This is a genomic window from Paenibacillus alba (assembly GCF_013204855.1).
GTDB lineage: Bacteria > Bacillota > Bacilli > Paenibacillales > NBRC-103111 > Paenibacillus_E > Paenibacillus_E alba.
On the sequence record NZ_JABMKZ010000002.1, the window covers coordinates 183,794 to 206,769 of the forward strand.

20 protein-coding genes are annotated in these 22,976 nt (G+C 46.1%); 3 read left to right on the plus strand and 17 right to left on the minus strand.

Going from position 1 to position 22,976, the window contains the following annotated elements:
* Nucleotides 1-19: 19 nt before the first annotated feature.
* From HQN90_RS00920 to HQN90_RS00955, 8 genes are all read right to left on the minus strand, one after another.
* A complete protein-coding gene (locus HQN90_RS00920) occupies nucleotides 20-1,057 on the minus strand; it encodes an SAM-dependent methyltransferase (protein WP_173215611.1) in 1,038 nt (345 codons plus the stop codon).
* A gap of 28 nt (nucleotides 1,058-1,085) precedes the next feature.
* Nucleotides 1,086-1,853, minus strand: coding sequence for an ABC transporter ATP-binding protein (locus HQN90_RS00925; RefSeq protein WP_079420941.1), 768 nt, complete (start codon nucleotides 1,851-1,853; stop codon nucleotides 1,086-1,088).
* Nucleotides 1,854-1,872: 19 nt separating this feature from the next.
* Nucleotides 1,873-2,229 carry a cyclic-phosphate processing receiver domain-containing protein gene (locus HQN90_RS00930; RefSeq protein WP_246361973.1) on the minus strand — a complete coding sequence of 119 codons (357 nt, stop codon included), beginning with the start codon at nucleotides 2,227-2,229 and terminating at the stop codon, nucleotides 1,873-1,875.
* 36 nt (nucleotides 2,230-2,265) lie between these two features.
* A complete protein-coding gene (locus HQN90_RS00935; protein WP_173215613.1) occupies nucleotides 2,266-3,120 on the minus strand; it encodes a deoxyribonuclease IV in 855 nt (284 codons plus the stop codon).
* A complete protein-coding gene (locus HQN90_RS00940; protein WP_173215615.1) occupies nucleotides 3,117-3,926 on the minus strand; it encodes an Fpg/Nei family DNA glycosylase in 810 nt (269 codons plus the stop codon). The genes HQN90_RS00935 and HQN90_RS00940 overlap by 4 nt, the downstream gene beginning before the upstream one ends.
* A gap of 93 nt (nucleotides 3,927-4,019) precedes the next feature.
* Entirely contained in the window at nucleotides 4,020-5,399 is a 1,380-nt protein-coding gene (locus tag HQN90_RS00945; RefSeq protein ID WP_173215617.1) for a ribonuclease H-like domain-containing protein, read from the minus strand.
* Nucleotides 5,396-7,684, minus strand: coding sequence for a DEAD/DEAH box helicase (locus HQN90_RS00950; protein WP_173215619.1), 2,289 nt, complete (start codon nucleotides 7,682-7,684; stop codon nucleotides 5,396-5,398). The genes HQN90_RS00945 and HQN90_RS00950 overlap by 4 nt, the downstream gene beginning before the upstream one ends.
* 58 nt (nucleotides 7,685-7,742) lie before the next feature.
* The gene (locus tag HQN90_RS00955) at nucleotides 7,743-7,958 is read right to left on the minus strand and encodes a hypothetical protein (protein ID WP_246361976.1); all 216 of its coding nucleotides are present in this window, start codon (nucleotides 7,956-7,958) and stop codon (nucleotides 7,743-7,745) included.
* Nucleotides 7,959-8,115: 157 nt separating this feature from the next.
* Here HQN90_RS00955 and HQN90_RS00960 point away from each other — a divergent pair, with 157 nt between their 5' ends.
* On the plus strand, nucleotides 8,116-8,718 hold the full coding sequence (locus HQN90_RS00960; RefSeq protein WP_173215621.1) for a nitroreductase family protein: 603 nt from the start codon (nucleotides 8,116-8,118) through the stop codon (nucleotides 8,716-8,718).
* 58 nt (nucleotides 8,719-8,776) lie between these two features.
* Here the strand turns inward: HQN90_RS00960 and HQN90_RS00965 are convergent, their stop codons facing one another.
* From HQN90_RS00965 to HQN90_RS00980, 4 genes are all read right to left on the minus strand, one after another.
* A complete protein-coding gene (locus HQN90_RS00965; RefSeq protein WP_173215623.1) occupies nucleotides 8,777-9,772 on the minus strand; it encodes a metal-dependent hydrolase in 996 nt (331 codons plus the stop codon).
* 33 nt (nucleotides 9,773-9,805) lie between these two features.
* Nucleotides 9,806-10,777 (minus strand): lysophospholipid acyltransferase family protein, encoded by a 972-nt coding sequence (locus HQN90_RS00970; RefSeq protein ID WP_173215625.1) that lies wholly within the window; start codon nucleotides 10,775-10,777, stop codon nucleotides 9,806-9,808.
* Between the two features lie 20 nt (nucleotides 10,778-10,797).
* A complete protein-coding gene (locus tag HQN90_RS00975) occupies nucleotides 10,798-11,559 on the minus strand; it encodes a GNAT family N-acetyltransferase (RefSeq protein WP_173215627.1) in 762 nt (253 codons plus the stop codon).
* 163 nt (nucleotides 11,560-11,722) lie between these two features.
* Nucleotides 11,723-14,992 (minus strand): S-layer homology domain-containing protein, encoded by a 3,270-nt coding sequence (locus HQN90_RS00980; RefSeq protein ID WP_173215629.1) that lies wholly within the window; start codon nucleotides 14,990-14,992, stop codon nucleotides 11,723-11,725.
* 187 nt (nucleotides 14,993-15,179) lie between these two features.
* Between HQN90_RS00980 and HQN90_RS00985 the strand changes: the two genes are divergently transcribed.
* The gene (locus HQN90_RS00985) at nucleotides 15,180-15,902 is read left to right on the plus strand and encodes a class I SAM-dependent methyltransferase (protein ID WP_173215631.1); all 723 of its coding nucleotides are present in this window, start codon (nucleotides 15,180-15,182) and stop codon (nucleotides 15,900-15,902) included.
* 254 nt (nucleotides 15,903-16,156) lie between these two features.
* Here HQN90_RS00985 and rnz read toward each other — a convergent pair whose 3' ends face one another.
* Both rnz and metH read right to left on the minus strand, forming a co-directional pair.
* Entirely contained in the window at nucleotides 16,157-17,086 is a 930-nt protein-coding gene (rnz, locus tag HQN90_RS00990) for a ribonuclease Z (protein WP_173215633.1), read from the minus strand.
* A 102-nt stretch (nucleotides 17,087-17,188) separates the two neighbouring features.
* Nucleotides 17,189-20,626 carry a methionine synthase gene (metH, locus tag HQN90_RS00995; RefSeq protein ID WP_173215635.1) on the minus strand — a complete coding sequence of 1,146 codons (3,438 nt, stop codon included), beginning with the start codon at nucleotides 20,624-20,626 and terminating at the stop codon, nucleotides 17,189-17,191.
* A 216-nt stretch (nucleotides 20,627-20,842) separates the two neighbouring features.
* Between metH and HQN90_RS01000 the strand changes: the two genes are divergently transcribed.
* Nucleotides 20,843-21,385 carry a cupin domain-containing protein gene (locus HQN90_RS01000; RefSeq protein ID WP_173215637.1) on the plus strand — a complete coding sequence of 181 codons (543 nt, stop codon included), beginning with the start codon at nucleotides 20,843-20,845 and terminating at the stop codon, nucleotides 21,383-21,385.
* A gap of 75 nt (nucleotides 21,386-21,460) precedes the next feature.
* On the opposite strand, the gene HQN90_RS01005 is transcribed toward HQN90_RS01000, so the two are convergent.
* From HQN90_RS01005 to HQN90_RS01015, 3 genes are all read right to left on the minus strand, one after another.
* The gene (locus HQN90_RS01005; protein WP_173216446.1) at nucleotides 21,461-22,252 is read right to left on the minus strand and encodes an HAD family hydrolase; all 792 of its coding nucleotides are present in this window, start codon (nucleotides 22,250-22,252) and stop codon (nucleotides 21,461-21,463) included.
* Between the two features lie 44 nt (nucleotides 22,253-22,296).
* Nucleotides 22,297-22,479, minus strand: a complete 183-nt coding sequence (locus HQN90_RS01010; protein ID WP_079420926.1) for a DUF896 domain-containing protein — start codon at nucleotides 22,477-22,479, stop codon at nucleotides 22,297-22,299.
* Between the two features lie 133 nt (nucleotides 22,480-22,612).
* The gene (locus HQN90_RS01015) at nucleotides 22,613-22,969 is read right to left on the minus strand and encodes a LysM peptidoglycan-binding domain-containing protein (protein WP_246361979.1); all 357 of its coding nucleotides are present in this window, start codon (nucleotides 22,967-22,969) and stop codon (nucleotides 22,613-22,615) included.
* Nucleotides 22,970-22,976: the final 7 nt, after the last annotated feature.

Here is a 22,976-nt window from a genome sequence, read left to right on the forward strand (position 1 = left end):
CTACATTTTTTTCCACATTCTACGTCTTTTGCAAATATAGCGTCAATTCTTCCCGATTATGAAACAATTGTTTCGCTTTAAGCAGGAACAAGGATGGCTCCAAAATCCGCAAAATATCGCGAACCGTTTGGAACGGTTTCTTGTGCATAAGCTTAACCGTAATGATCGCCGTTCCCCCACTCTGCAAGGAGTAGAGAAGATCAGCCACAAGTCGTCCCATCTGCCGAGGGTCCCAGCTCATGTCACAAACAAGCAGATCAAATTCATTGTCCCGCAGCTTGACATCTCCGGCATTTTTCTTATGGATTTTGAGCAGTGGATTGCCCAGAAGCCGAGGACTCATCGCCGCTGGATCAATGGCTGTCACTTTCAGCCCACGCTCCAATAGCAAGGAGGTCCAGCCCCCAGGAGCTGCGCCGATATCAAGCGCCGTACGAGCCACACTGAAATCAATTCCGAATCGCTGTTCAGCTTCAAGCAGCTTGAATTTGGCACGGGAGATTTGATCTTGCTCCTTCATAAAGCGGATAGCGCCACCCGACCAGTCGGATAAATTGTCACTTGGCTTTGATAGTCCTACGAACAACTTCGCAGCACTAATATATACCGAAATAATATGATCCGAATAACGGACAACAGGCTCACCGAGGATCTCGGAAACGATAATCTCGTCGAATGCAGCCTTAATGGAGAAAGGCGCATAGGGCACATCAGCGCGCTCATCTTTGCGAACCTGCGTAGCTATCTTCTCCCCAGGATGAATGAGCCCCGCTTGAAAAGCCTTTCTCAACCAACCTTTGAGATGTTCAATATCCGCATCCGTACGGCTGATTTCAAATTCTTGAGTAACAGGCTGAACATGCCTTAGAAACATCGGCTCCTGTTCTTTGATGACGGCTATCGGATCTTCAATCTCCGCCGGTACTTCGAATAAAAACACTTCCGTAGGCACCAACAAATAGAATTTCGTTAACGGAAATAACTTACGTATTTCATCTTGCGCATATTGAGCGAACCCATGGTTAGAGGTGCCAATATAAGTATTTGTATGTGTCATAGCCGCATCCTTTATGTAAACTTCAATTCTATTCAATGACCTTGATCCAAGGACGATCTTGATACCACTCTAACGAAATTTGTACATCAAAAGCTTTTTGAATATTTTCAGGCGTCAGCACTTCTTCTTTAGGACCCGCCGCAATCAATTCCCCTTGCTCAATAATGGCAACATGCGTAAATAAAGGGATAATTTCTTCAATGTGATGAGTGACGTAGACGACGGTAATATTTTGTTTACTTAGATCGTTGACATCGCGCAAAAACCGCTCTCTCTCGTACAGATCCAGACCTGCCGCGGGTTCGTCCATAATCAGAATGGAGGGCTTCATCATCAGTGAGCGCGCGAGCATCACTTTTTTGCGTTCCCCCTGGGAAAGACTTCCCAAAGGCTGATTGGCCAAATGAGGAATACGAACCTGCTCCAGCATAACCAATGCACGATCCTTTACCTCTTGCGGAATTTCCTGATAAAACCGTAGAAAAGCATATTCACCTGTCGCTACAACCTCTTGAACAGGATCGTTCAAATTCATTTTTTCAAATAACGATTGCGAAATATAGCCGATCTTCTTACGCACTTCCCTGACATCGCATTGCCCGTAACGATTGCCCAATACATCTACCGTCCCCCGACTAGGGAATTCGTATCCATTCATCATTTCGAGCAGTGTTGTTTTCCCTGATCCATTGCGACCCAGCAATACCCAGTGTTCACCTGGTGCGATGTGTACGTTCACATCATTTAGAATATGTCGTTCTCCGCGGATAAAATGAATATGAGATAAATGTATCATATGACGTTAGATTCCTTTCTTATTGCGCTTCTTTCGGATAAGTACCTTGTGCAACTTGTATAAGCAGCTCATCCGGAATCCGGTTCGGATACACAGACGTCCCTTCCGGCTTGGCCGTATAGAGCATTTGGTACATGGCTATGCAAGCCGCCCGACTAGAGGTATGAATATAAATCGTCTTGGGAAATTTCCGCTTCTGAAGAAGCCAGAGCACGACATCCATTCCCGTTTGCGCTGATGTCCAGCCTAGATCATGATCAAGGGAAAGAATATCCACTTCGAATTCTTCAAGCAGCAAGACGCACTCATTGACATCCTTGGCTAATGTAAAACCGGAGGGACAAGGTCGCAAGTCATCTAAGTATACATGAATCATGATTGGATTTCCTTTCTTGTTCATGTTGTTTGGCAATTAAGTATTTTTGACCAACGATTTCACAAGGGCGATCTCCTGCGTATGCGTACCATCTGTACCCGAACTCGTTTCTAATACGATTGGAATATGGGTTAAGAATGGTGAATTCAATAGCGTTTCGAAATTCTCACGTCCAATATAGCCCGCCCCAATATTCGCATGCCGATCTCGCCGAGACCCATAGGGATGCAGCGAATCATTCAAATGAACAGCTTTCATATGCGGGAGATAATCAAGCTGCAAACCCTTAGACTCCAGCTCGTTCCAGTTATGCCCCTGCCATAAGCCACTAGCAAAAGCATGACACGTATCCAAGCAAAATCCGATCTTCCCTGGAGATTCGCACAACTTCCTTATCTGAGCCATTTCTTCCATGGTTAGGCCAAGTTGAGCGCCTTCACCAGCCTGATTTTCAAGAAGAATGAGTGAAGAACCCTCATAACCCTGCGTCGCACTATTCAAACATTGTATTATATTTTTGTAGCCTTGTAACGGGTCTTTTCCAACATATTTTCCAAAATGCACCACAAGCCCTACTGACCCACAGGCATCGGTAATGTCGAGCGCATTTTTCAACAGTTTTACCATTAGTTCGCGCTCAGCCGCTTCAGCAGCTGGATTTAGCGGATATGGCGCATGGCCAATCGATAACAACCCATGTTCCGAACACAATTGCGCACAAGCTTGCGCATCTTGGTTATTCCATATTTTTGTAGAAAGACGACGAGGATTCATCGGAAAATATTGAAAGGCACTGGCCCCTAGCGATAACGCTGTCTTGGCCGCACCTAAATAACCGCCTCTTGTGCTAACATGTGCCCCAATAAATCGTTCACTTTGCTGTGCTTTCATGATTGGCAATTCGCACAATAGAAACATTTGCGACTGGAAACTTCTTCCTTAATCAAGGGGTGCCCACAGCGCAAGCAAGGCTCGCCTTCTCGATCATACACACGACATTTGGCATCAAATTGACCTGTCAACCGATCCCCAACAAATAAAGGATCCTCCATATAACCGCCAAACTGAATAGCTTCAAGAAGCACAGTTCGCATCGCTTGATAAAGTCGATTCTGTTCCTCTTCTGTCAAAGTGGGCAATTTACGCAGGGGCAAAATCCCCGCAATGAAGCAAATCTCATCCGAATAACAATTCCCTATACCTGAAAGAAAGGACTGATCAACAAGCGACACTTTCAGATTGCTTTTCTTACTGTTCAGCACTTTCTGAAACAGTGGAAATGTAAAACCTGGCTCCAAAGGTTCCGGCCCAAGCTTCGCGAATAATTGTTGCACCTCAGACGGGGAATGCATATGCAAATACCCTAGGCGCAAACCAATGAAATATAAGTGCTTCAATCCAAAATCAATGACAACCTGCGCTGTTCTATCTGGCTTTTCTTCTTCCGAGCCGTAAAACATCCATCCCCCAAGCATCAGATGCAAAACCAGTATCTCGCCCGTTTCCAAGTGAAATAGTAAATGCTTAGCTCTGCGGTCAATCCGGATAATCCGATTTCCCGTCATGGCTCGAACAAAAAAATCCGAATCTACGTTCAAAGATTTAGGACGTGTTACCTCTGCGCCTGTCATCGGTCTCCCTTGAATCAAGCGTGTTAATTGCTGACGATAGGTTTCCATTTCTGGAAGCTCGGGCATGTTATTTCCTCCTTGCTCTTTTCTTCCTTGTATGTCCAAAAGAAGGGGAACGTAAACGGAAATGGGATCATGCTGAGCTTGATTTGGAAACGTTTATATTAATCCTTCACTCACATAGATCGGTTTCATTTTGCGAGTCTTGGAGGCAGCTCTTTGATTTGCTTGCACCGCCAATGCGTTTGATTGGCGCGCAGGTGTTTCTGATTTCCTCAGCTTGTCCTTTAGCCGCCTGATCCGCTTCTCTAAAGCTTCCTCGACTTCATGTTGCTTCTTATCTGCGCGCTGCAGCGAACGGCGACGCCACAGCTTTGCCCAAGCCTCTTCCGCATAAAAAATAGCTTGCTCCCAGTTCCGCTCACGATGCTCATAGAACATAGCTAGTTCTAAATAAGGATCAATTTGCAAGGCAATACTCGCATGCTTAATCGCTATCCATCTTTTCCACAAATCAACTGCGCGAGAGTAATTGGCCCTTTTCTTATAAAATGCAGCCAACTGCAGAATCGCATGTTCATAATCCATAGAAGATATTTCGCCTTCCTGATCATTCATGAGCCTAGTGAATAACTCATTGAAATAGCTTTCTGCCTTTCGTTGGCGATTCATTTTATCAAGCCATTGGCCGGTCCTAAAAAGCTCTTCGAGCTCGAGTTCAGGCTCTGGCATAAACGCAGGTGTGTCATCTGCTAGCAGTTTGCCAAAATGAATGGCCAGCGCCGCTAAAGTGACAATGTCATGCTCATTATGAACGAATACCCCTTGGAGGATAGCTGGATTCTTCTCAGCCAGATACTGAAAATATAAGGTTGGCGCCATCGAACCAGGAACGTCGTCCACTCGTTCAAAGCCTAGCCGGCTCTCTTCGACTTTGCTTAATCGACAGGAGGGCAGCGTATTTCGCCACAAGCTGCGTGATGAATAGAGCAGATCGAGTTGAAGCAGCTTGGCATCGTTCAGCTTAAGGCGATTCAAGACATAGCGATTTTTCAGAATCGGCCAGTCAAACGTTCGACCATTATAAGAAACAATATGTGTGAAGCGGCTCAGCAGCTCTTGCAAATATACAAGCATCGCCTGCTCTTCCGCAGGATTGCGAATGAATAGTTGTTCCACCGTGAAAGACTCAGCTGTATAAAAGCCGATGCCGACCATGAACGGCACATTGCCCGCACCGACGCCAAGTCCGGTCGTTTCGGTATCGAAAAAGAGCAGCGCTTCGTGCTGGACGACCGCGTCACGGTCGTGAAAGCCGCTCAGCTGCTGCGCCACTTCGGCCAGCTCACGCAGCCGATACTTGCCGTGCACGCTGTCCGCGCCGTACGTACAGCGCCGCATGATGAACGAGCCCGCTGAGCTCGTTTCGATATGGGCGCCGAGCTGCGCCCACTCGCCGTCAGCCACAGGCAGTGGCGGCGGAACTGCTTGCGCCGCCGGGCCCTTCAGGCGGCCCAGCCTTTCGCGCAGCCCGCTCATCGGGCACCGCCATCAAGCTGCGCCAGCAGCTCCAGTGCGAGCTTCTTGCCAAGCAAGCCGACCTCTTCGATCGGTCCGACGCAGGCCGGACAGCCGCTTATGCAGCCGCAGCTCTGAATCAGGCTGCGCGCTTGATCCATCAGCTGTCCGTGCACCTCGTACAGCCGATCACTCAAACCGACGCCGCCTGGATAGCGGTCATAGAAAAACACGGTCGGAAGCTTATTATGCACCGCCTTCACCTGTGGAACAACCCGAATATCCATCGGGTCGCACATCAAGTACAGCGGTGCCAAATGCGAGAGAACATTCGCTATGCCGAGCAGCGCGTACTGCATATCGTTAGCGGAACGTCCGGCAGCCATCTCTTCATCAAAGGTGAACCAATAGGAACTGGTATGGAGTTCTTCCTCCGGCAGCCGAATCGGACCGGAACCTATGTTCTCGTGCGTCCTCAAGCGGATTTTTTTGAAAATGGTTGGCTGCGCATTGATCGTTACTTCACCTAATTGACGAAGCAATCCCCAGCTTCTGCCCTCACGATTCACATGGAGCACTTTCAGCTGCACGGCCATACTCGCATCGGTATAATAGTCCACATCGACTTGGCGAACGAAAGCTTTCTTCTCTTCATAGTCCAGCTTCTCAACTTGAAATTGGACCCCTTCATGTATATATATGGCCTCTTCATGAATAAGCGTTGGCGCGCTGAAGCGGTCACACTCGCCAATAACCCGATTCGCGTTAGTCATGTCAATAATAATAAAATTCTCTTGAGCTGCCGAGCGAAGCGATATGTTGTGAGCAGGAAAAGACTGCTCCATCCAATACCAGCGATCATTCACTTGATGAAGCACCTGCTCCTCGGTTAAATACTCAAGCACATCCTTAAGAGACTCATCCCCAAACTTCTCATTCGCCTCAAAAGGCAGCTCATACGCCGCACATTTGACATGATCTACCAGGATGATCAAATTGTCAGGATGAATGCGCGCTTGCTCTGGCGGCCGTTCAAAAAAGTACCGAGGATTCTGGATCAAATATTGATCCAGCGGATTGCTGCTCGCGACGAGGATCGTCAGCGAGGTCTCCTGCCGCCGTCCGGCACGCCCGGACTGCTGCCAAGTGCTGGCTATCGTGCCTGGATAGCCATTCAGCACGCACGCTTGCAGCTGGCCAATGTCGATGCCCAGCTCCAGCGCGTTCGTGCTGACGACGCCGCGGATTTCGCCGCTGCGCAAGCCTTTCTCGATCTCCCGGCGAAGCTTCGGGAGATAACCGCCGCGATAGCCGCGAATCGATTTGCTGCCCAGCTCGTGGGTCACGAGCTCCTGCAGATAGGTCAGCAAAATCTCCACGCGCACGCGGCTCCGAGCAAAAACAATCGTCTGAATCCCGCTTCGCAGCAGTTTGCCTGCCAGCTTGCGCGTCTCCAAGACGGAGCTTTTGCGAATCCCCAGCTGTTGGTTGACGACTGGCGGATTATAGAACACAAAGTGCTTCTCGCCTGCCGGCGCTCCGTTATTGTCAATCAGCTTGACGCTTTCGCCAATAAGTCGCTCCGCATGCTCTTTGGGGTTGTCGATCGTGGCGGAAGCGCAAATAAATTGCGGCTTTGAGCCATAGAATCGACAAATGCGCTTGAGCCTGCGGATGACATTCGCCACATGACTGCCAAATACGCCGCGGTACGAATGCACCTCGTCAATGACGATATAATTCAAATTCTCGAACAGCTTCACCCATTTCGTATGATGCGGAAGAATAGCAGAATGAAGCATATCCGGATTCGTTACTACAATATGACCGGCATTCCGAATAGCCTGTCTAACCGTCGGAGGCGTATCGCCGTCATAAGTATGGGTCTTAATGTCGACTTCCATAAAGTCTACCATTTCTTGCAGCTCGGCAACCTGATCCTGTGCCAGTGCCTTTGTTGGAAATAGATATAATGCACGAGAAGCATCGTTCTCGAGAATTTTTTGGAGTACGGGCAAATTATAACAAAGCGTCTTCCCCGAAGCCGTTGGCGTCACCGTCACTACGTGATGACCGGCTGTTACTTGATTGAAAGACTCCGCTTGGTGCGTGTAAAGCTGATGAATGTTTTTGTGCCCGAGTGCAACACGAATACCCTCATGCAATCCATCTGGAAAAGAAGCCAGCTTGGGATCACGCGGGGGTATAGTATGCCAATAGGTTACTTGCGACATGATCTCAGGCGACTTGCGCAGCCCTTCAATCATTTCTACCATGGAGGAAACTTTACCTGTTAAAGGATTCATATGCGAATCTCCTTATGCATTTCGTTTCTTCCATTTTACAGAATATACGTTCGCATGTCTACATAAGATCCGATGAATCATCGTAATCATACCGTAAACCATCATGATCTCCACTTGTAAGAGCAGCGTTCACATGGAGGGCATGCTTTGCACTCTCTTGCATTTTGACTAAAACTTCTTGATAATCTCTTGAGCGCTGTTCTTCCATTTCATATTTCATAGCCGCTCGCAATGCTCTTTCAATGATAATGACATCATGACTAGTAAAATTCATAGTTCCTCGCACCCTCTTCTTGGAGCTTGATTTCATAACAACTAGTTTTGCCAAAATCGAGAAATACCATACTATTCATGGGAATTTTCAGAAACTCGTATTACTTGCAGAAATCAGGTAAAATTAGGAAGAATACAATCTGAAGGAGGAATTCATCGTGACAAGCTCTCTACCAACTGAAATCGAAACGAATCGTCAGCCCGATCATGAAATCAATCCGCAGTTCCTAACACGCTGGTCCCCGCGCTCATTTACGAATCAAGAAGTGACTGAGGATGTACTTCTTAGCCTATTCGAAGCAGCAAGATGGGCCCCATCCGGCAGCAATTTGCAGCCTTGGCGTTTCATCATTGCCCGTACGGATGAGCAGAAAGCCAAGTTCCACGAGTTCATTATGCCTGCTAATCGGGAATGGTGCGAGAAGGCTCCAGTGCTTGCCCTTGTGATCTCTCATACCAAGACAGCAAGAGGCGACAACAATCCTAGTCATCAATTCGATGCAGGTACAGCTTGGGGATATCTTGCCCTAGAGGCCAATAACCAAGGACTTGTTACTCATGCTATGGGTGGATTCCATCGCGATCAAGCTCGCGAAGCGCTTCAAATTCCTGAGGATTATGACATTCATGCTGTAATCGCGATCGGCTACCGCGGCTCTGTCGATGCCCTTGCCGAGAAATTCCAAGAACGCGAAACGCCTTCAACCCGACGTCCCCTTAACGAACTGCTCTTTTCAGGGGAATTTGGCCAGACCCTCTAGCAAAAGCAAAGAAGTCTTGCTCCCATTTAGGAGCAAGGCTTTTTCGCTATTCTTTCATTTAGACATAGGGCGGATCCCACGCCTTTTTATCCCATCCCAGCGTGTCGCTGACGACGTTCATGTCGCGGTCTAGATGTACATTAACGCCGAAGGACAGCTTGCGTTTATACCAGAAACGCACATCACGCCACTGTACCTCGTAGCCATCACTCTTCTCGCTCCAGCTTACGTGAATTCGCTGCGCAAAGTGCAGAAATGCTCTGACCCCATCGGTGCCCATCGTTGCCTGCACGATCGGATGTGTATCCGCATTGGTATATTCCGCTTTACTATACTCTTCTTGCACCTGGATTCGCCCCTCGCGAATCTCTCCCAAATAGAAGCGCATATCTCCCTCGACAACGAATTGCCAATGAAACCAGCTCAGGCTTGGAATAAGATGACATATCGCATCGCTGAGTTTGAGTTCATTTTTAACTGATTCAATCAACCGCTTGCGCTGTGATGCCCTGATCGCGATATAGAAGAAACTTGCGCCATAGATGAGCCCGAACATTTCACCGATGTGACTGCCTCCACTCCCTCCCCAGACGAAGAGCCAAACAAGGATTCCCAGCGTATGAAGGGCGAATAAGAAAGGTTCATACAAACAAAGCGTGTCCAGATGAAACCATTTCGCGGACAAAGGCCGAAAACACTGGACGCCGTACACATTAAATAAGTCAAGAAACACGTGAAACACGACGGCTGCAAACGTCCATAAGTATAAGCTTATCAAGTGCTCCCAGACACCAAACATGGCTGCTAGAGGTACACTGATAAGGACAGGCCAGATAAATAAGGCCGGCAGTGAGTGTGTAATGCCGCGATGAACACGCAAATATGTGGCGTATCCTTTGAGACGAGCCAATGTATCGAAATCAGGAGCGTGCGAGCCAATCAGGGTACCTGCAAGTATGGCATGCGCTAGATCTGGATTTTGCACGACTGCTGGTTCCAAGCAGGCTAAACCTGCTAGGGAAACGCCGAAAAGCAAGTGGCTTCCTGTGTCCATCTGATGATCACCTATCCTTTGGATCGCTGTATGTTATCCCACTTCCGCTGTTGCAAATGCATGATTTCCTACTAGACTGCCTTCCGCTTCATCTGAACTGATTTCCCAACGCTCATGTGTATTGAACCAGTAAAACCAAGCCGATGGCTGTTCACGAACGACTTGCTCAATGAATGAATTTAAAGTCAGATTCGCCGCGGAACGCTCTTTGCGACCAGAGCCATCCAATTGTTCATGCAAATATATCGGTGCGCCAAATTGAAGCTGATGCTTAAACCCGTGAAGACGATAGCCGTAAAAGGGGACAACAGGTACTTGCAGCTCCAGCGCTAACATGGCAGCACCTTCCGGGGTGCGCGTTAGTTTGCCGAATAGTCTGGATAACGGAAAGTTCGGCCGCCAGAAATCACCAAGCAGAAAGACTATCCCCCCTGATCGTACATGCTTTTTCAAAGTTCGATACATTTCCAGCTGGGGAACGCTGTCATAATCCAAACCTTTGCAGCCCAATGCAGCAAACTTCAAGTAGAGCGGTTTAAGTTCTGGACTCCCTGCTGAAGCAACGGTCAAACAATCATATTTCTGAGATAAATACCAATAGTAGTAGAAAAAATTCCCAACATGCGGAGTAAAGATGATGAAACCTTTCCCGTTTGCCTGTTTACTCGCTTCTTCAAGCGCATCCTCACCTAGAACATTAAAATTAGATGTAGAATGAGTTGGCAATGTTTGGGATCGAAATAAAATTTCGCACAAAGTAAACACAACATTTTCCACGTATTGCTTGATCAATAGTTTCAATGAACGTTCAGGCATTCCACCCAGCAGTTCTACTAAATTAAGCTTCATGCGCCGCAGAAATCCTTTGCCGAGTGCCATGTATACAATAAAAGCGACCACTGAGCATGTCATTGATATCATCCAGTCTGGGAACAAACGGATGACTTTTTCGATTCGAGCCATTTTCTGCTCATTTGACGTTAATTGTCCGATCCAATCGTACAAATCAGATCCTCCTTGCTTGGTTATGTGGTAAGAAAATGACGTTTATAACGACGCGTAATGCGATCTTTTTGCAAAATGATGAAGAAATCTACAGTCCCGAAACTCTCGTCATAAGCCGGATCTCCGCCAATCTCTGCACCAAGCCATTGATAGCCTTTCATCAGAGGCGGGAGTTTACGGAAAATGTCCTTATCATTGCTGTCTATTTCAATTTGTGCAAGACCATGAATGCGATGTGTTGAAAGGGGTTTAACTCCGTATCGGTCTGTAATGACTTGTTTGTGCCGGAGCAGTGAATAGATCAAATTCAGCTCTTCCAGATTTTTGATATGAACACTCGCACAACCAATCAAATGCGTATAATTCTGCTCACTGATATAGCCGGCAATCCCCTCCCACAGCAGTTGAATGGCTTTGCCTCCGCGATATGCTGGATCAATACAGCTGCGCCCGAGTTCAAGCGTGTGTAATTTGTAAGCAGCATAGGACGCCAGATCGAATTCCGTTTCTGAATAAAATCCTATTCCATGCAAAACACGATCTCCAGGAAGCAATCGGTACGTACCAACCACCTGCTCTGTTTCGATATCTTTGACAATCAGGTGATCACAGTACGCATCATAAGCGTCTCTTTCAATACCCTCTTCGTTTCGCAGCTGCAGATTGTTCTCTTCCTCAACGAAAACTTGATACCTTAATCGCAGGGCTTGCTCAATCTCTCGTGCACTGCGGGCAAGCGAAACCGAAAGCTTAGTATGCTGGGCGGCCGTATTCAGAAGCATTCCACTCAACTTCCTCACACCTTTCAACTGGAGTCTCACTTCTCAAGGTTAGCAGAGGATTATTAAATGTTCGTCTTCGTGTTGTTAAGCTTTTGTAATTTTTGCGCGGCATGCCAAAGACCGCAACTCGTCTTCTAGACGAATTGCGGTCAGCATCTAACATTTAACTTATAAACTTCATATAAACAAGCAATCTATTCAGCATGACAGCTGCCTGTGCTCTTGTTGCATTTGCGTTTGGATCAAGCTTGGTATCTGAAACACCTTGAATCAACCCGTTTTGCAAAGTAATGGCCATCGCTTCTCGAGCCCAATCGTCAATGGCATTGTGGTCTTTAAAAGCGTTCAAAATTGTGTCTTCCGCTACAGTTACAGCCGTTTGACCAGCGCTTTGCAGGGTACGAGTCACCATAGCCGCCATCTGCTCGCGAGAAACTTTCTGAAGCGGACGAAACGTGCCGTCATCATAACCTTGAATGAGGCCTGCTTTCGCCGCCATATCCACGATTCCAGCATACCAATCTTCTTTGCGAATATCTTGAAAGGTTCCACTTCCAGAAGCATCTAGGCTATTCTCGCGAAGGCCAAGCGCTCTGATTAACAAAGCTGCAAACTCAGCTCGTGTAATCTCTTTCTCTGGATCAAACTTATCACCGCTCACACCACTGACAATCCCTTTCGAAGCTAGCTTCTCTACATCAGCTTGCGCCCAATGAGCTTGCATATCGACAAAGGACTTGTTGGCATTAATAACCGTATAAATACCGCCATACTGGTCTTTAATATGCATCGTCCACTTGCCTTCGTCATTGCTCAATGTAGATGGAACAAAAAATGATTCTCCTGTCATCGCATCTACTCGGACTGCTGTAGAATTGGTCGGGTACGATGCTCCCGGCAGAACAAGCGAACGCTCCACATAGATGCCATCTAGCGTATTAAGCTCGTTTCCGCCGACACGGATCTGAAATTCCATAGGATTCGTAACTAGCAAATTGGCATTAGCCCCAGTAACCTTCTGACTAACCTTTCCAGCTAGTTGTCCTGCTATGTGTTTAATTTGCACACTGATCAAACCATCTCCACCACCAGCTTGCATGGCATGATTTTTCATTAGCAGCAGTGGAATAGACATATAATTGCCGTCCAACTCAATCCGAATAACAGCCGTGTAGTTGGTCACTTGTACATTGGCAAAAGCACTTGCAGGAAATTCAATCAGGGTTGTATCTTTATAATCCTGCAAATGCATAGTCAATAAAGTCTCAGCATTGGCATTAAGTGCAGTAAAAGCAGAATTTAAGGCCTCGCCATTCACTCGAACTCTGGACAACAAGCCTCCTTCTGGCGAGTTCTCGCGAATTAATTCACCATTCAAGACACTATTGGGTTTGTTCGCCAAAGCATTTACGGCAACACTTTGTAAAGTTACATCCACGGCAGGTCCAGTCGCTGACCAATTCTCAGCCAAATCACCCGCTTCAACCTTAAAATGATAGGTTTCACCTTGCGTCAAACTAGTTAAATTGGTTGTTAGCTCGCTCCCGCTTACGGTCGTTAACAAATTCGAACCGTTGTATATCCGGTAGGAGGTAACACCAACATTGTCCGTTGCAGCCGTCCAAGCTAACGTCACACTAGAATCTGTTGCCGACGAAGAAGTTAGACTGGATCCATAATTCCAGGTCGGAACCAGCCCATCAACCGCGCCCGCGCCTACTGTCACATAGATGGAAGTGGATATCCAATTATAAGTGACTGTAATCGTAGTGCTGCCTGCTGACAACGCCGAAAGATAGCCGCTTGAGTTGACGTTTACAACCGCGGGATTCGAGCTGGTATAGCTTGAACTGGATGTTACATTTGTCGCATTATTATTACTGTCGTAAGCATTGATGGTTAGATATCTAGTTCCGTTAAGCGCCAAGGCTACGCTGCTGGAATCTGCTTCAAGTCGACTCATAGCTGTTGTCACAGAAACCGTCGTTGAAGCAGTGAAATTGCTATAACTGGCAGTAACCGTTGTCGAACCTACCGCTAACGCCGTTATAGCTCCGTTTGTATTTACAGAAGCAACAGAAGGATTTGAACTTACATAGGTGATACCGCTTGTCAAAGTTTGCGTACTGCCGTCAATTTTGTAACCGATCACATAAGGATAGCGATTCGCGCCGATCTGCATGGAATAAGAATACGTGTCAAAAGCAATACGATTCAAATTAGCAAGTGCCGTAGAAACCGTCACAGATGCTGAAGCTGTTTTCCCTTGATAGGTTGCGGTCAAATAGGTCGTCCCGGATGAAACACCCGAAATAATACCGTTTGAATTGACCGTTGCTACGGAAGGATTGCTTATCGTATAGGTCGCTCCTGCCGAAATATTTTGTGAATTTCCATTGTTGTACGTGGCTGTCAAATAGCTGGTTGCGGTCTGGCCTGGCACTATCGCATAATTGGTCAAATCAAGAGCAATACGATTTAAAGTTTGCGAAGTTCCTGGCACTGCTCCTCCGCCTGGTCCATAAATCTGAAACTCGGCTACATTCGCATACGTCCCCGGCGTCCCCACGCTTGTTGTTGTTAAACGGAAGTATCGAGCCGTTACATTCCCTTCATCCACATAGCGAGGCTCTCCCAGCTGTGAATTTCCGGTCCGGTCCGCAAACGTATACCAAGTAAGCCCATCGATTGAAAAATCAATCTTGTAGCCATAAGCCTCACGCCGTCTCTCATAAGTCGTCTCAAAACGCTGCACATTAAGCAGCTGCCCGAGGTCAACTACAAGCCACTGTGGCAATGTGGTGCTGCTTGGTGCCCAGCGAGTTGATAGATCACCATCTACAGCCTTTGAAGAACCAAGAGCAGAGGAGAAACTGCTGTAAGCAGCTGTCGTTTTATTAAGGGAAAGCAGCTGGAGAGGTTCATTCGTTGTATAGACGCGAAAATCATAAATACTTGCTCCATCGCCAGGAGTCCCAACGCCTAACACTTGTATGCGTACGAATCTAGCTAAGCTATCCCCAATATCGGAATAATAGGGGAAATTCAGCTCCGTATTCGTAGACTTATCGGCAAAACTGCTCCAATTCATACCATCCGCTGATGTTTCAATCGTGTATTGATAGGAGCTATCGACTTTTTCAAAAACCGTTTCAATACGTTTCACGTGAACATTTTGAGCAAGATCTACCGTTAGCCATTGCGGCAATTGCAAGCTCCCGGCGGCCCACTTGGTCTGAATAAACCGATCTATGGCTTGGTTTGCACTGTAGGTTGCCCCTGTCACAGAAGAAGCAACGGCAGATTTTCCTTCAGATACAGGAATTTCCGCTGCTTTGGCAGTCTGGCTATAACCTATTAAGCTAAACATTGCACTTACAAACACGACCAGGAATATTTCCATTACAGTCCGTCTGTAAACTGAATACGTCATGTCCACCCCATTTCTTAAGCGTTTACATTAATTTTATCAGATCAAAAGCACATCCGTATATAGTCGATTTTCCTCCCCTATTGCCAGGCAAGCTCTAACCCTATATGGCTAAAATTGTTTGAATTTCCCGGATACGAGGTATATATGCGTAGACAAACTATCTATTGTTGAAATTGGAGGAATCCGCATGAATACAGCTCGATTACAACGAATTCGCCAAGAGGAAAAGCAATATCATGAAGCGTGCTTTGAACAGCATCGTCTCTATGCCAAAGGATCTTGGCTGGATAAACCGATCCCTTTGGTCATGCAGCTAATAGAGAAGTTGGATAATGAGCGCCCGCTTGCCTTTCTGGATTTGGGCTGTGGGGTAGGTCGGAATTCCATTCCTTTGGCACAACGATTAAAGCCCTCCATAGGACGAATCCATTGTGTAGATCTGCTTGATCTAGCTTTAGAGAAGCTGCAAGTCTACAGTCATGAATTCAACGTTGACACGTTAATTAGCACCGAACAAGCAGATATCAGCAGCTATGAAATTCCCCCGGATACTTACGATTACATTGTTGCCGCTTCAAGTCTGGAGCATGTAAAGTCAGAAAAATCCTTCAACAAGGTTCTGCGCAGGATGGCTGAAGGAACCAAGCCTGGAGGCATTAATTTTATTATGATGAATACAAATATTGAAGAATTCGATCAACGCACAGGCCAGAAACGCGAAACATATATCGAAGTAGTCATGTCACAAGAGCGTGCTTTAGCGTCTCTACAAGCGAAATATACAGGCTGGGAGCGGCTTCATCTATCAACTACACCTATGCGCCTAGAAATAACGAGACAGGATGTACCCATTCTCCTGCAAGCGGATAGTCTTATGTATGCCGTTAAACGGCCAAAAGAAGCAACCTGACGATGACTGTTATCATGATTCAGTGTCTTTGTAGGCTTGGCATATTTCCCTGATCATAATGTAGAAAATGGAAGACATGAAGATTGAAAGCAGCACTTCTGCCCAAGTGATTCCCATAGCTTCACCTCAGATTTCTAACTGCTTTTGGTTAGTTTATGAGGGAAACGGGATAAAATAACTGCTCTCTAACGAAAAACTCAGCTTCCTTACAAAAGCGAAAGAAGTCTCCTCCCTGTTGGAAGAAGACTTCTTTGTCACACCTTTCGCGGCAATTCGAAACTCCAAAAATCTTTGGCTAAATAGCTGTTCTTATGAACCTGCTGAGCCTCATGCAGAAGTTCGGACACAGCATCTCCTTGATAGCGTGAACTGATATGCGTCATGATCAGGACATTGGCTCCTGCTTCCTGAGCTATCCTTGCTGCATCATGTGATGTAGCATGATCAAAGGAATACGCAAGCTCCTGCTTCTCCATGGCAAACGTGGCTTCATGAACCAATACATCCGCGCCGCGAGCAAGTCGTTGTGCTCCATTGCAATAACGTGTATCACCTAGAATGACGATGATCCTTCCAGAAATCGGAGCTCCCAGAAAATCCACCCCGTGAAGCGTTCGACCATCTTCCAACTGAACCGTCTGGCCTTGCTTCAACTTTCCATAGATCGGCCCTGCGGGGACTCCCAGTTCCTTCAACTTATCCTGCATAAGCTTGCCTGGTTGATCCTTCTCTATGATACGAAAGCCAAAACACTCAATCCGATGCTCCAATCGTGCCGTCTGCACTTGAAAGCTGTCATCTTCAAAAATAATGCCTTCTTCTAAGATTTCCACGATCTGAAGTGTATACGTCAAATGAGCACCGCTCACTTCAAGGGCTGTGTCAACAAAGCGCTTCAAGCCTGGAGGGCCATACAGCGTAAGTGGCGTATCCCCTCCTAAATAAGAGCGGCTTGTTAACAACCCTGGAAGACCGTACAGATGATCGCCATGCAAATGGGTGATGAAAATCATTTCTGTACGTCCCAATTTCACAGGTGAATTCAGAATCTGCTGCTGTGTTCCTTCACCGCAATCGAATAGCCAATAGGTTCCTCGTTCTTCAAGCAAGTTCAACGCAATCGAAGTCACGTTTCGCTGCTTGGAGGGCATGCCTGCCCCTGTTCCCAAAAAATACAAATCCACGATTTAAAACTCCATTCTCTGCTTGTGAATTACAAATGGAAAGCGAGGACGCTGCCGAACATGAATGTCCGTACCAGCTGCCTCGCTTTATTCATCAACGAACTAACCTACGTTAAAGTAACGCGCCTCTTTATGTCCAAATACAATCGCGGATACGGACGCTTCCGGTTCCATCATGAAGGATTCAGTCAACTCTACTCCGATATCCTCAGGCTTCAACAGATGGAACAGCTTCGCTTGATCTTCCAGATTTGGACAAGCCGGATATCCGAAGGAGAAGCGTTGGCCGATATATTTCGCGCCAAATCTCTCTTGCATAGTCATATCTGCACGATCGGCAATTCCTAGTACATCCCGCATAATATGATGGATGCGTTCCGCAAATCCTTCCGCAACCTCTAGAGCTGTTGCCTGCAGCGCATGGGATTTCAAATAATCCCCTTTATCCCGCCATTCTTTGGCAAGTTCATTAATATCATGTCCTGCTGTAACTAATAGGAACCCTACATAATCCATTTGACCGCTCTCAACAGATTTCAAATAGTCTGACAAGCACAAGTACGGCTCTTTATCCTGACGCGGGAAAGTGAAGGTCTCAAGCACCTTGCTGTGATCCTGCGGATCATAAATGATGATATCATTCCCATTCGATTGAGCCGGGAAGAAGCGATACATCCCGTGTGCCTTAATGATGCCATTTTTCTGAGCCGCGTAGAGGATGGAATCCACTGTATCTTTTAACTGCATGGCCTTCGAATCTTTGTCGCCGAGCAGTTGTTCAACTTTGCCTTTTAAGCCCAAGTGATGTCCGAGCAGCATTTGCATATTGACATATGGCATCAAATGGCTAATAGGATAATCTCTGAGAATGTGGCGCTCTGTATCCTGAGGAACTTGAACCGGCAAATCTTTGGAAACAGCGGAAGAACTCACACGCGTTAGCTGCGGCATAGCTTCTTCTTTCTTGCCAGTATCCATAACGTCCGATTCCAAGCTCTCTCTAAGCTCTTGAATGAGTCGCTTGCGTTGTTCAGGATCACTAAGTCGGTTGGCAATATCCAACCCGTCCATCGCATCCTTCGCATACAGGACAACACCTTCATACTCCGGCTGAATACGTGTTTTGGTGAACTTACGCGTAAGCGCGGCGCCGCCAACCAATATAGGTACGTCTACACCGGCTGTTTTTAAATCCTGCGCCGTGATCACCATTTGCTGGGCTGATTTGACGAGCAATCCAGATAAACCAATCGCGTCCGGCAGTTCTTTCCGATAAGCTTCAATAATTTGCTCTGGCGGTACTTTAATGCCGAGATTAACAATTTTATAGCCATTATTCGATAAAATAATTTCGACCAGGTTCTTCCCGATATCATGCACATCGCCCTTCACCGTGGCCAAAATAATCTTGCCCTTCACCGCAGTTTCGGATTTCTCCATAAACGGCTCCAAATAATTCACGGAGGCCTTCATCACTTCGGCGCTTTGCAGAACTTCTGCGACAATTAACTCATTGTTGTTGAAAAGTCGGCCTACTTGCTCCATTCCCTTCATGAGCGGTCCGTTAATGACCTCCAGCGGTGAATAGGTTTGCAAGGCAATCTCCAAATCTGGAATCAAGCCTTCTTTGGTTCCCTCAACCACATAAGAACCAAGTCTATCTTCCAAGGAAAGATTGGAAATTTTCTCTTTTTTCTCAACCTTTTTCTCACGGAAATGAGCAACGAATTGAGCTAGTGTCTCGTCGTTCGTATTATAAATGAGCTCTTCAGCTAATTGACGTTCTGTGTCCGGTATGGAAGCATACCGCTCAAGCTTCTCCGTATTTACGATAGCATAATCAAGACCTGCTTTCGTACAATGGTACAAATAAACGGAGTTTAGAACCTCACGCCCAGCATCCGGCAAACCAAAAGAGATATTACTTAAGCCCAAAATCGTTTTGGCTTTCGGGTATTTCTCCTTGATCATCTTAATTCCTTCAATGGTTTCTACAGCAGAACCGATATACTGTGGATCTCCTGAGCCAACAGGGAACATATTCGGATCGAAGATAATATCTTCGGGATTCATCCCATACTTCTGTGTTAAAAGCTCATAGGAGCGCGTCGCCACTTCAATTTTCGCCTCGCGCGAAACAGCTTGGCCTCGCTCATCAATGAGAATACAGACGACAGCAGCCCCGTACCGTTTGATTAATGGCAAAATGCCCTCAAACTTCGTTTCGCCATCCTCTAAGTTAATCGAGTTAATGATAGCCTTCCCTTGTGAATATTTGAGTCCAAGCTCGATAATGTGATCATACGTGGAGTCAATCATTAGCGGAACTTTTACTTTTTTCACAACTTGCTGCATGAACTCTTCAACCGCATACGCCTCATCAATGTCGGTATCCTGTAAGTTAATGTCGATGACATGAGCGCCGTTCTTCACTTGCGTACGGGCAATCTCAGATCCTTCTTCAAACTTGCCTTCTTTGATCAGACGTTTAAATTTACGGGAGCCCGAAATATTCGTCCGTTCGCCGACCATAATTGGACGGTTCTCAGGTTCAATGAACAACGTCTCAATCCCAGAAACCGCAGGCAAATGAGTCCCATATTCCATTCTAGGCTTATACTGACTTAATGTCTCGGCCATTGCACGAATATGATCCGGCGTTGTTCCACAGCAGCCTCCTGCGATATTCAACCACCCCTGCTCGGCAAATCCAGCCATTTTCTTAGCCAATGATTCCGGAGATTCGTGATAGTGGCCGTTCTCATCAGGCAAGCCTGCATTCGGATAACAACTGATCGCTGAATCTGCTATATCAGATAACGTACGAATATGATCCCTCATGAACTCGGGACCGGTTGCACAGTTAAGTCCCATAGAGATAGGCTTCAAATGTTCAAGTGAAATATAAAAGGACTCAATATTTTGACCGGCTAATGTAGTCCCCATCGGTTCAATCGTTCCTGAGATCATAATCGGAAGCTCAATACCCGTTTGTTCAAATGCACGGCGAATTCCGATGCTTCCCGCTTTCACGTTCAGCGTATCTTGTGAAGTTTCCAGCAGAATCGCATCTACACCTGCTTCAACCAAAGCTAACGCCTGTTCATAGTAGCTATCTTCCAACTGTTCGAATGTGACTCCACCTGTGACTGACAACGTCTTCGTAGTTGGACCCATTGCTCCTACAACATAACGCGGCCACTCCGGTGTTGAGTATTTGTTCGCCGCTTCAATCGCCAGCTTGGCTGCCGCCAAATTTAATTCCCGATGACGGTCTTGTAATTCATATTCTGCAAGAACCACACTCGTTGTACCGAATGTGTTCGTTTCTATCATATCAGCACCCGCTGCGAAATAAGCTTCATGAATTTTACGGATAATGTCCGGGCGTGTGACGCAAAGAATTTCATTACATCCATCTAGATCATCGCTTCCGAAATCATCAGCAGTTAAGTTCTCCTGCTGAATCATCGTACCCATGGCACCATCGAGGATCATGATCTTTTTCTTGAGCTGCTCTTGAATCGGCGGTTTAGACATTACATGACTCCCTTTCAACTTATCCTAAACGATATCGAATTAAAAACGACAAATTATGTTAAGATTTAGTGTAACAGAATAAGGCTTCTATGAAAAGATTTTGAATAAACTTAATTACCTATAGGTTTTATCGGAAAAATTTTTCTTCCTCCATCGACAGCCACTCTCATTTCAACTATAATACATAGTATATTTATTTAGAAAGAGGGATGCAGCATGGCACAAATAAGAATTCGCAAAACCAATGAACGAATTGAAGGCGAAGCAGAAGTAAAAGCCTTCTTGGATAGCCACAATGTCGTCTATGAGCACTGGAATCCTACTAAGCTTCCTGAGGCACTTCGCGAGAAATTCATCTTGAGTGATGACGAGAAGGCTCAAATCATCAGCACCTATGAAGAAGAAATCCGCGACTTGGCTGCTAGACGTGGCTACGAAATTTGGGATGTTATTGCCCTCTCGGATTCAACGCCTGATATCGAAAAGCTTCTCCAGAAGTTCGAGCAAGTCCACACGCATACCGAAGATGAAATTCGCGCTATCGTGTCCGGCAAAGGAATTTTCATTATTAAATCCGAAGACGAAGTTGGTTATTTTGACGTTGAGCTTGAGCCTGGTGACGTAATTTCTGTTCCAGAGAATACAAACCATTTCTTTACCTTAATGGACAACCGTGAAATCGTCGCTGTTCGTCTCTTTATCGAAAAAGATGGCTGGGTTGCTTACAACATCGAAGATCCGGAATTTATCAAAGCTTAATTGTATCAATGAAACAAAAGCCCAACAGTGCAGGACATTGGTCCATACAGCCGTTGGGCTTTTTGAATAATTGTGTTACCCGTTCGCAATGATTGGTAAAATATCTTGTAGTCGTGACACCTCGTACGCTGGTACGATCTCATCACCACTTTGAAGGCCATGATGGTTAATCCATATATTGCGCATCCCCACTCTGCCTGACCCCAGAATATCCGTTGTCAGCTTGTCCCCAATCATGATTCCCTCTTCAGCTTGGATACCAAGCAAACCTAAAGCATGATTGAAAATAGAAACATCTGGTTTACCTACACCAAATTCCCCAGAGATGACGATGTGGTCAAAATAGGCAGCGATGTTCGGTACACCTGCCAATTTTTCTTTTTGCAAATCAGGAGAGCCGTTTGTTAATAATAGAAGCTTGTACTTTCCTTTCAAGACGTCCAACACTCGGAATGTTTCCTCATAGACGAAAGGACGGCTGCGGCGTTCTGCAGCAAAAAGTTCCCCAAGCTTGTAACCAAGCTCGCGGTCTTCTATGCCCAGCGCGCTTAACCCTCTTGACCAAGATTCCGTGCGATAACCAGGTGCTAGCTTTTCCAGCTTACGAAAGTTCTCGTTTTCACCTTGCGTAAAATTAGCCCAAAGTCCTTCGAATGGATTAATGCCTATCATCTTCGTGAACGCAAAAGTATCAAATGTTTCATATAATGCGCGAGCTTCCTTGCGAACAGAAGCCTCCAGCTCCTCAGGATTCACTGCTGCATGCTTAGCCGCTTCGGCACATGTCGCTTCAAAAGCTTCCTGCACACTGCGATCATCCCACAAAAGCGTATCATCCAAATCAAAAAGTACGGCTTTCAACGTCATCATTCATTTCCCCTTTTGAATGTTGTCTCTATATAAACAAGCAACTACTCTTCGTCCGTAAACTTGATGGAATCAAGTTGAACTTTAAGATTGCCTCGGAAAGCTTCGATGTACTTTTTTCTTAATTCATTGCGTTCATCAATTTCTTCATCGGTTAAGCCGACTGTTTTTGCTTTGCGAGCAAGTTCATTGATACGCTCGATGTTTTTATCCATATCATCACTCATAATGATCCTCCCTGACAAAAATTCAATATGAATAATACTTTGCCATCCCGCTTCAGGAATGTCAAGGAAACAGCAAAAAGAGGTGTAGGAAAAGTCCCCACCCCTATGTTATATAAACGAATTAATTGTGAGATTAGGATCCCGGAAGAATAAGTACTTGTCCTTCTTGAAGGGCGCTGGTCGTTAAATGATTGATTGTCTTAATTTTATCTATATAGGAACGAATGTTCTCTCCACTCTTTTTATGTAATGAAGCAATCTCCCAGATCGTGTCGCCTCGTTGAATGACAACTCGTTCTTGTACGACTGTTCTGTAAATTTGATTTGAGTTCGAAGAAGCTTGCTTAACCGCTGAAGTGTTTGTTGAAGTAGTTGCTGCATCCCCTGCATAGGCTTGAACCATAGCACCAAACGAAAACACCGTTACCAGAATAATCGCTAACAAGAAAAAGCGAACAAACGCTTTTGTGTTACCGAAACTAAAAGTCATCCTTTTG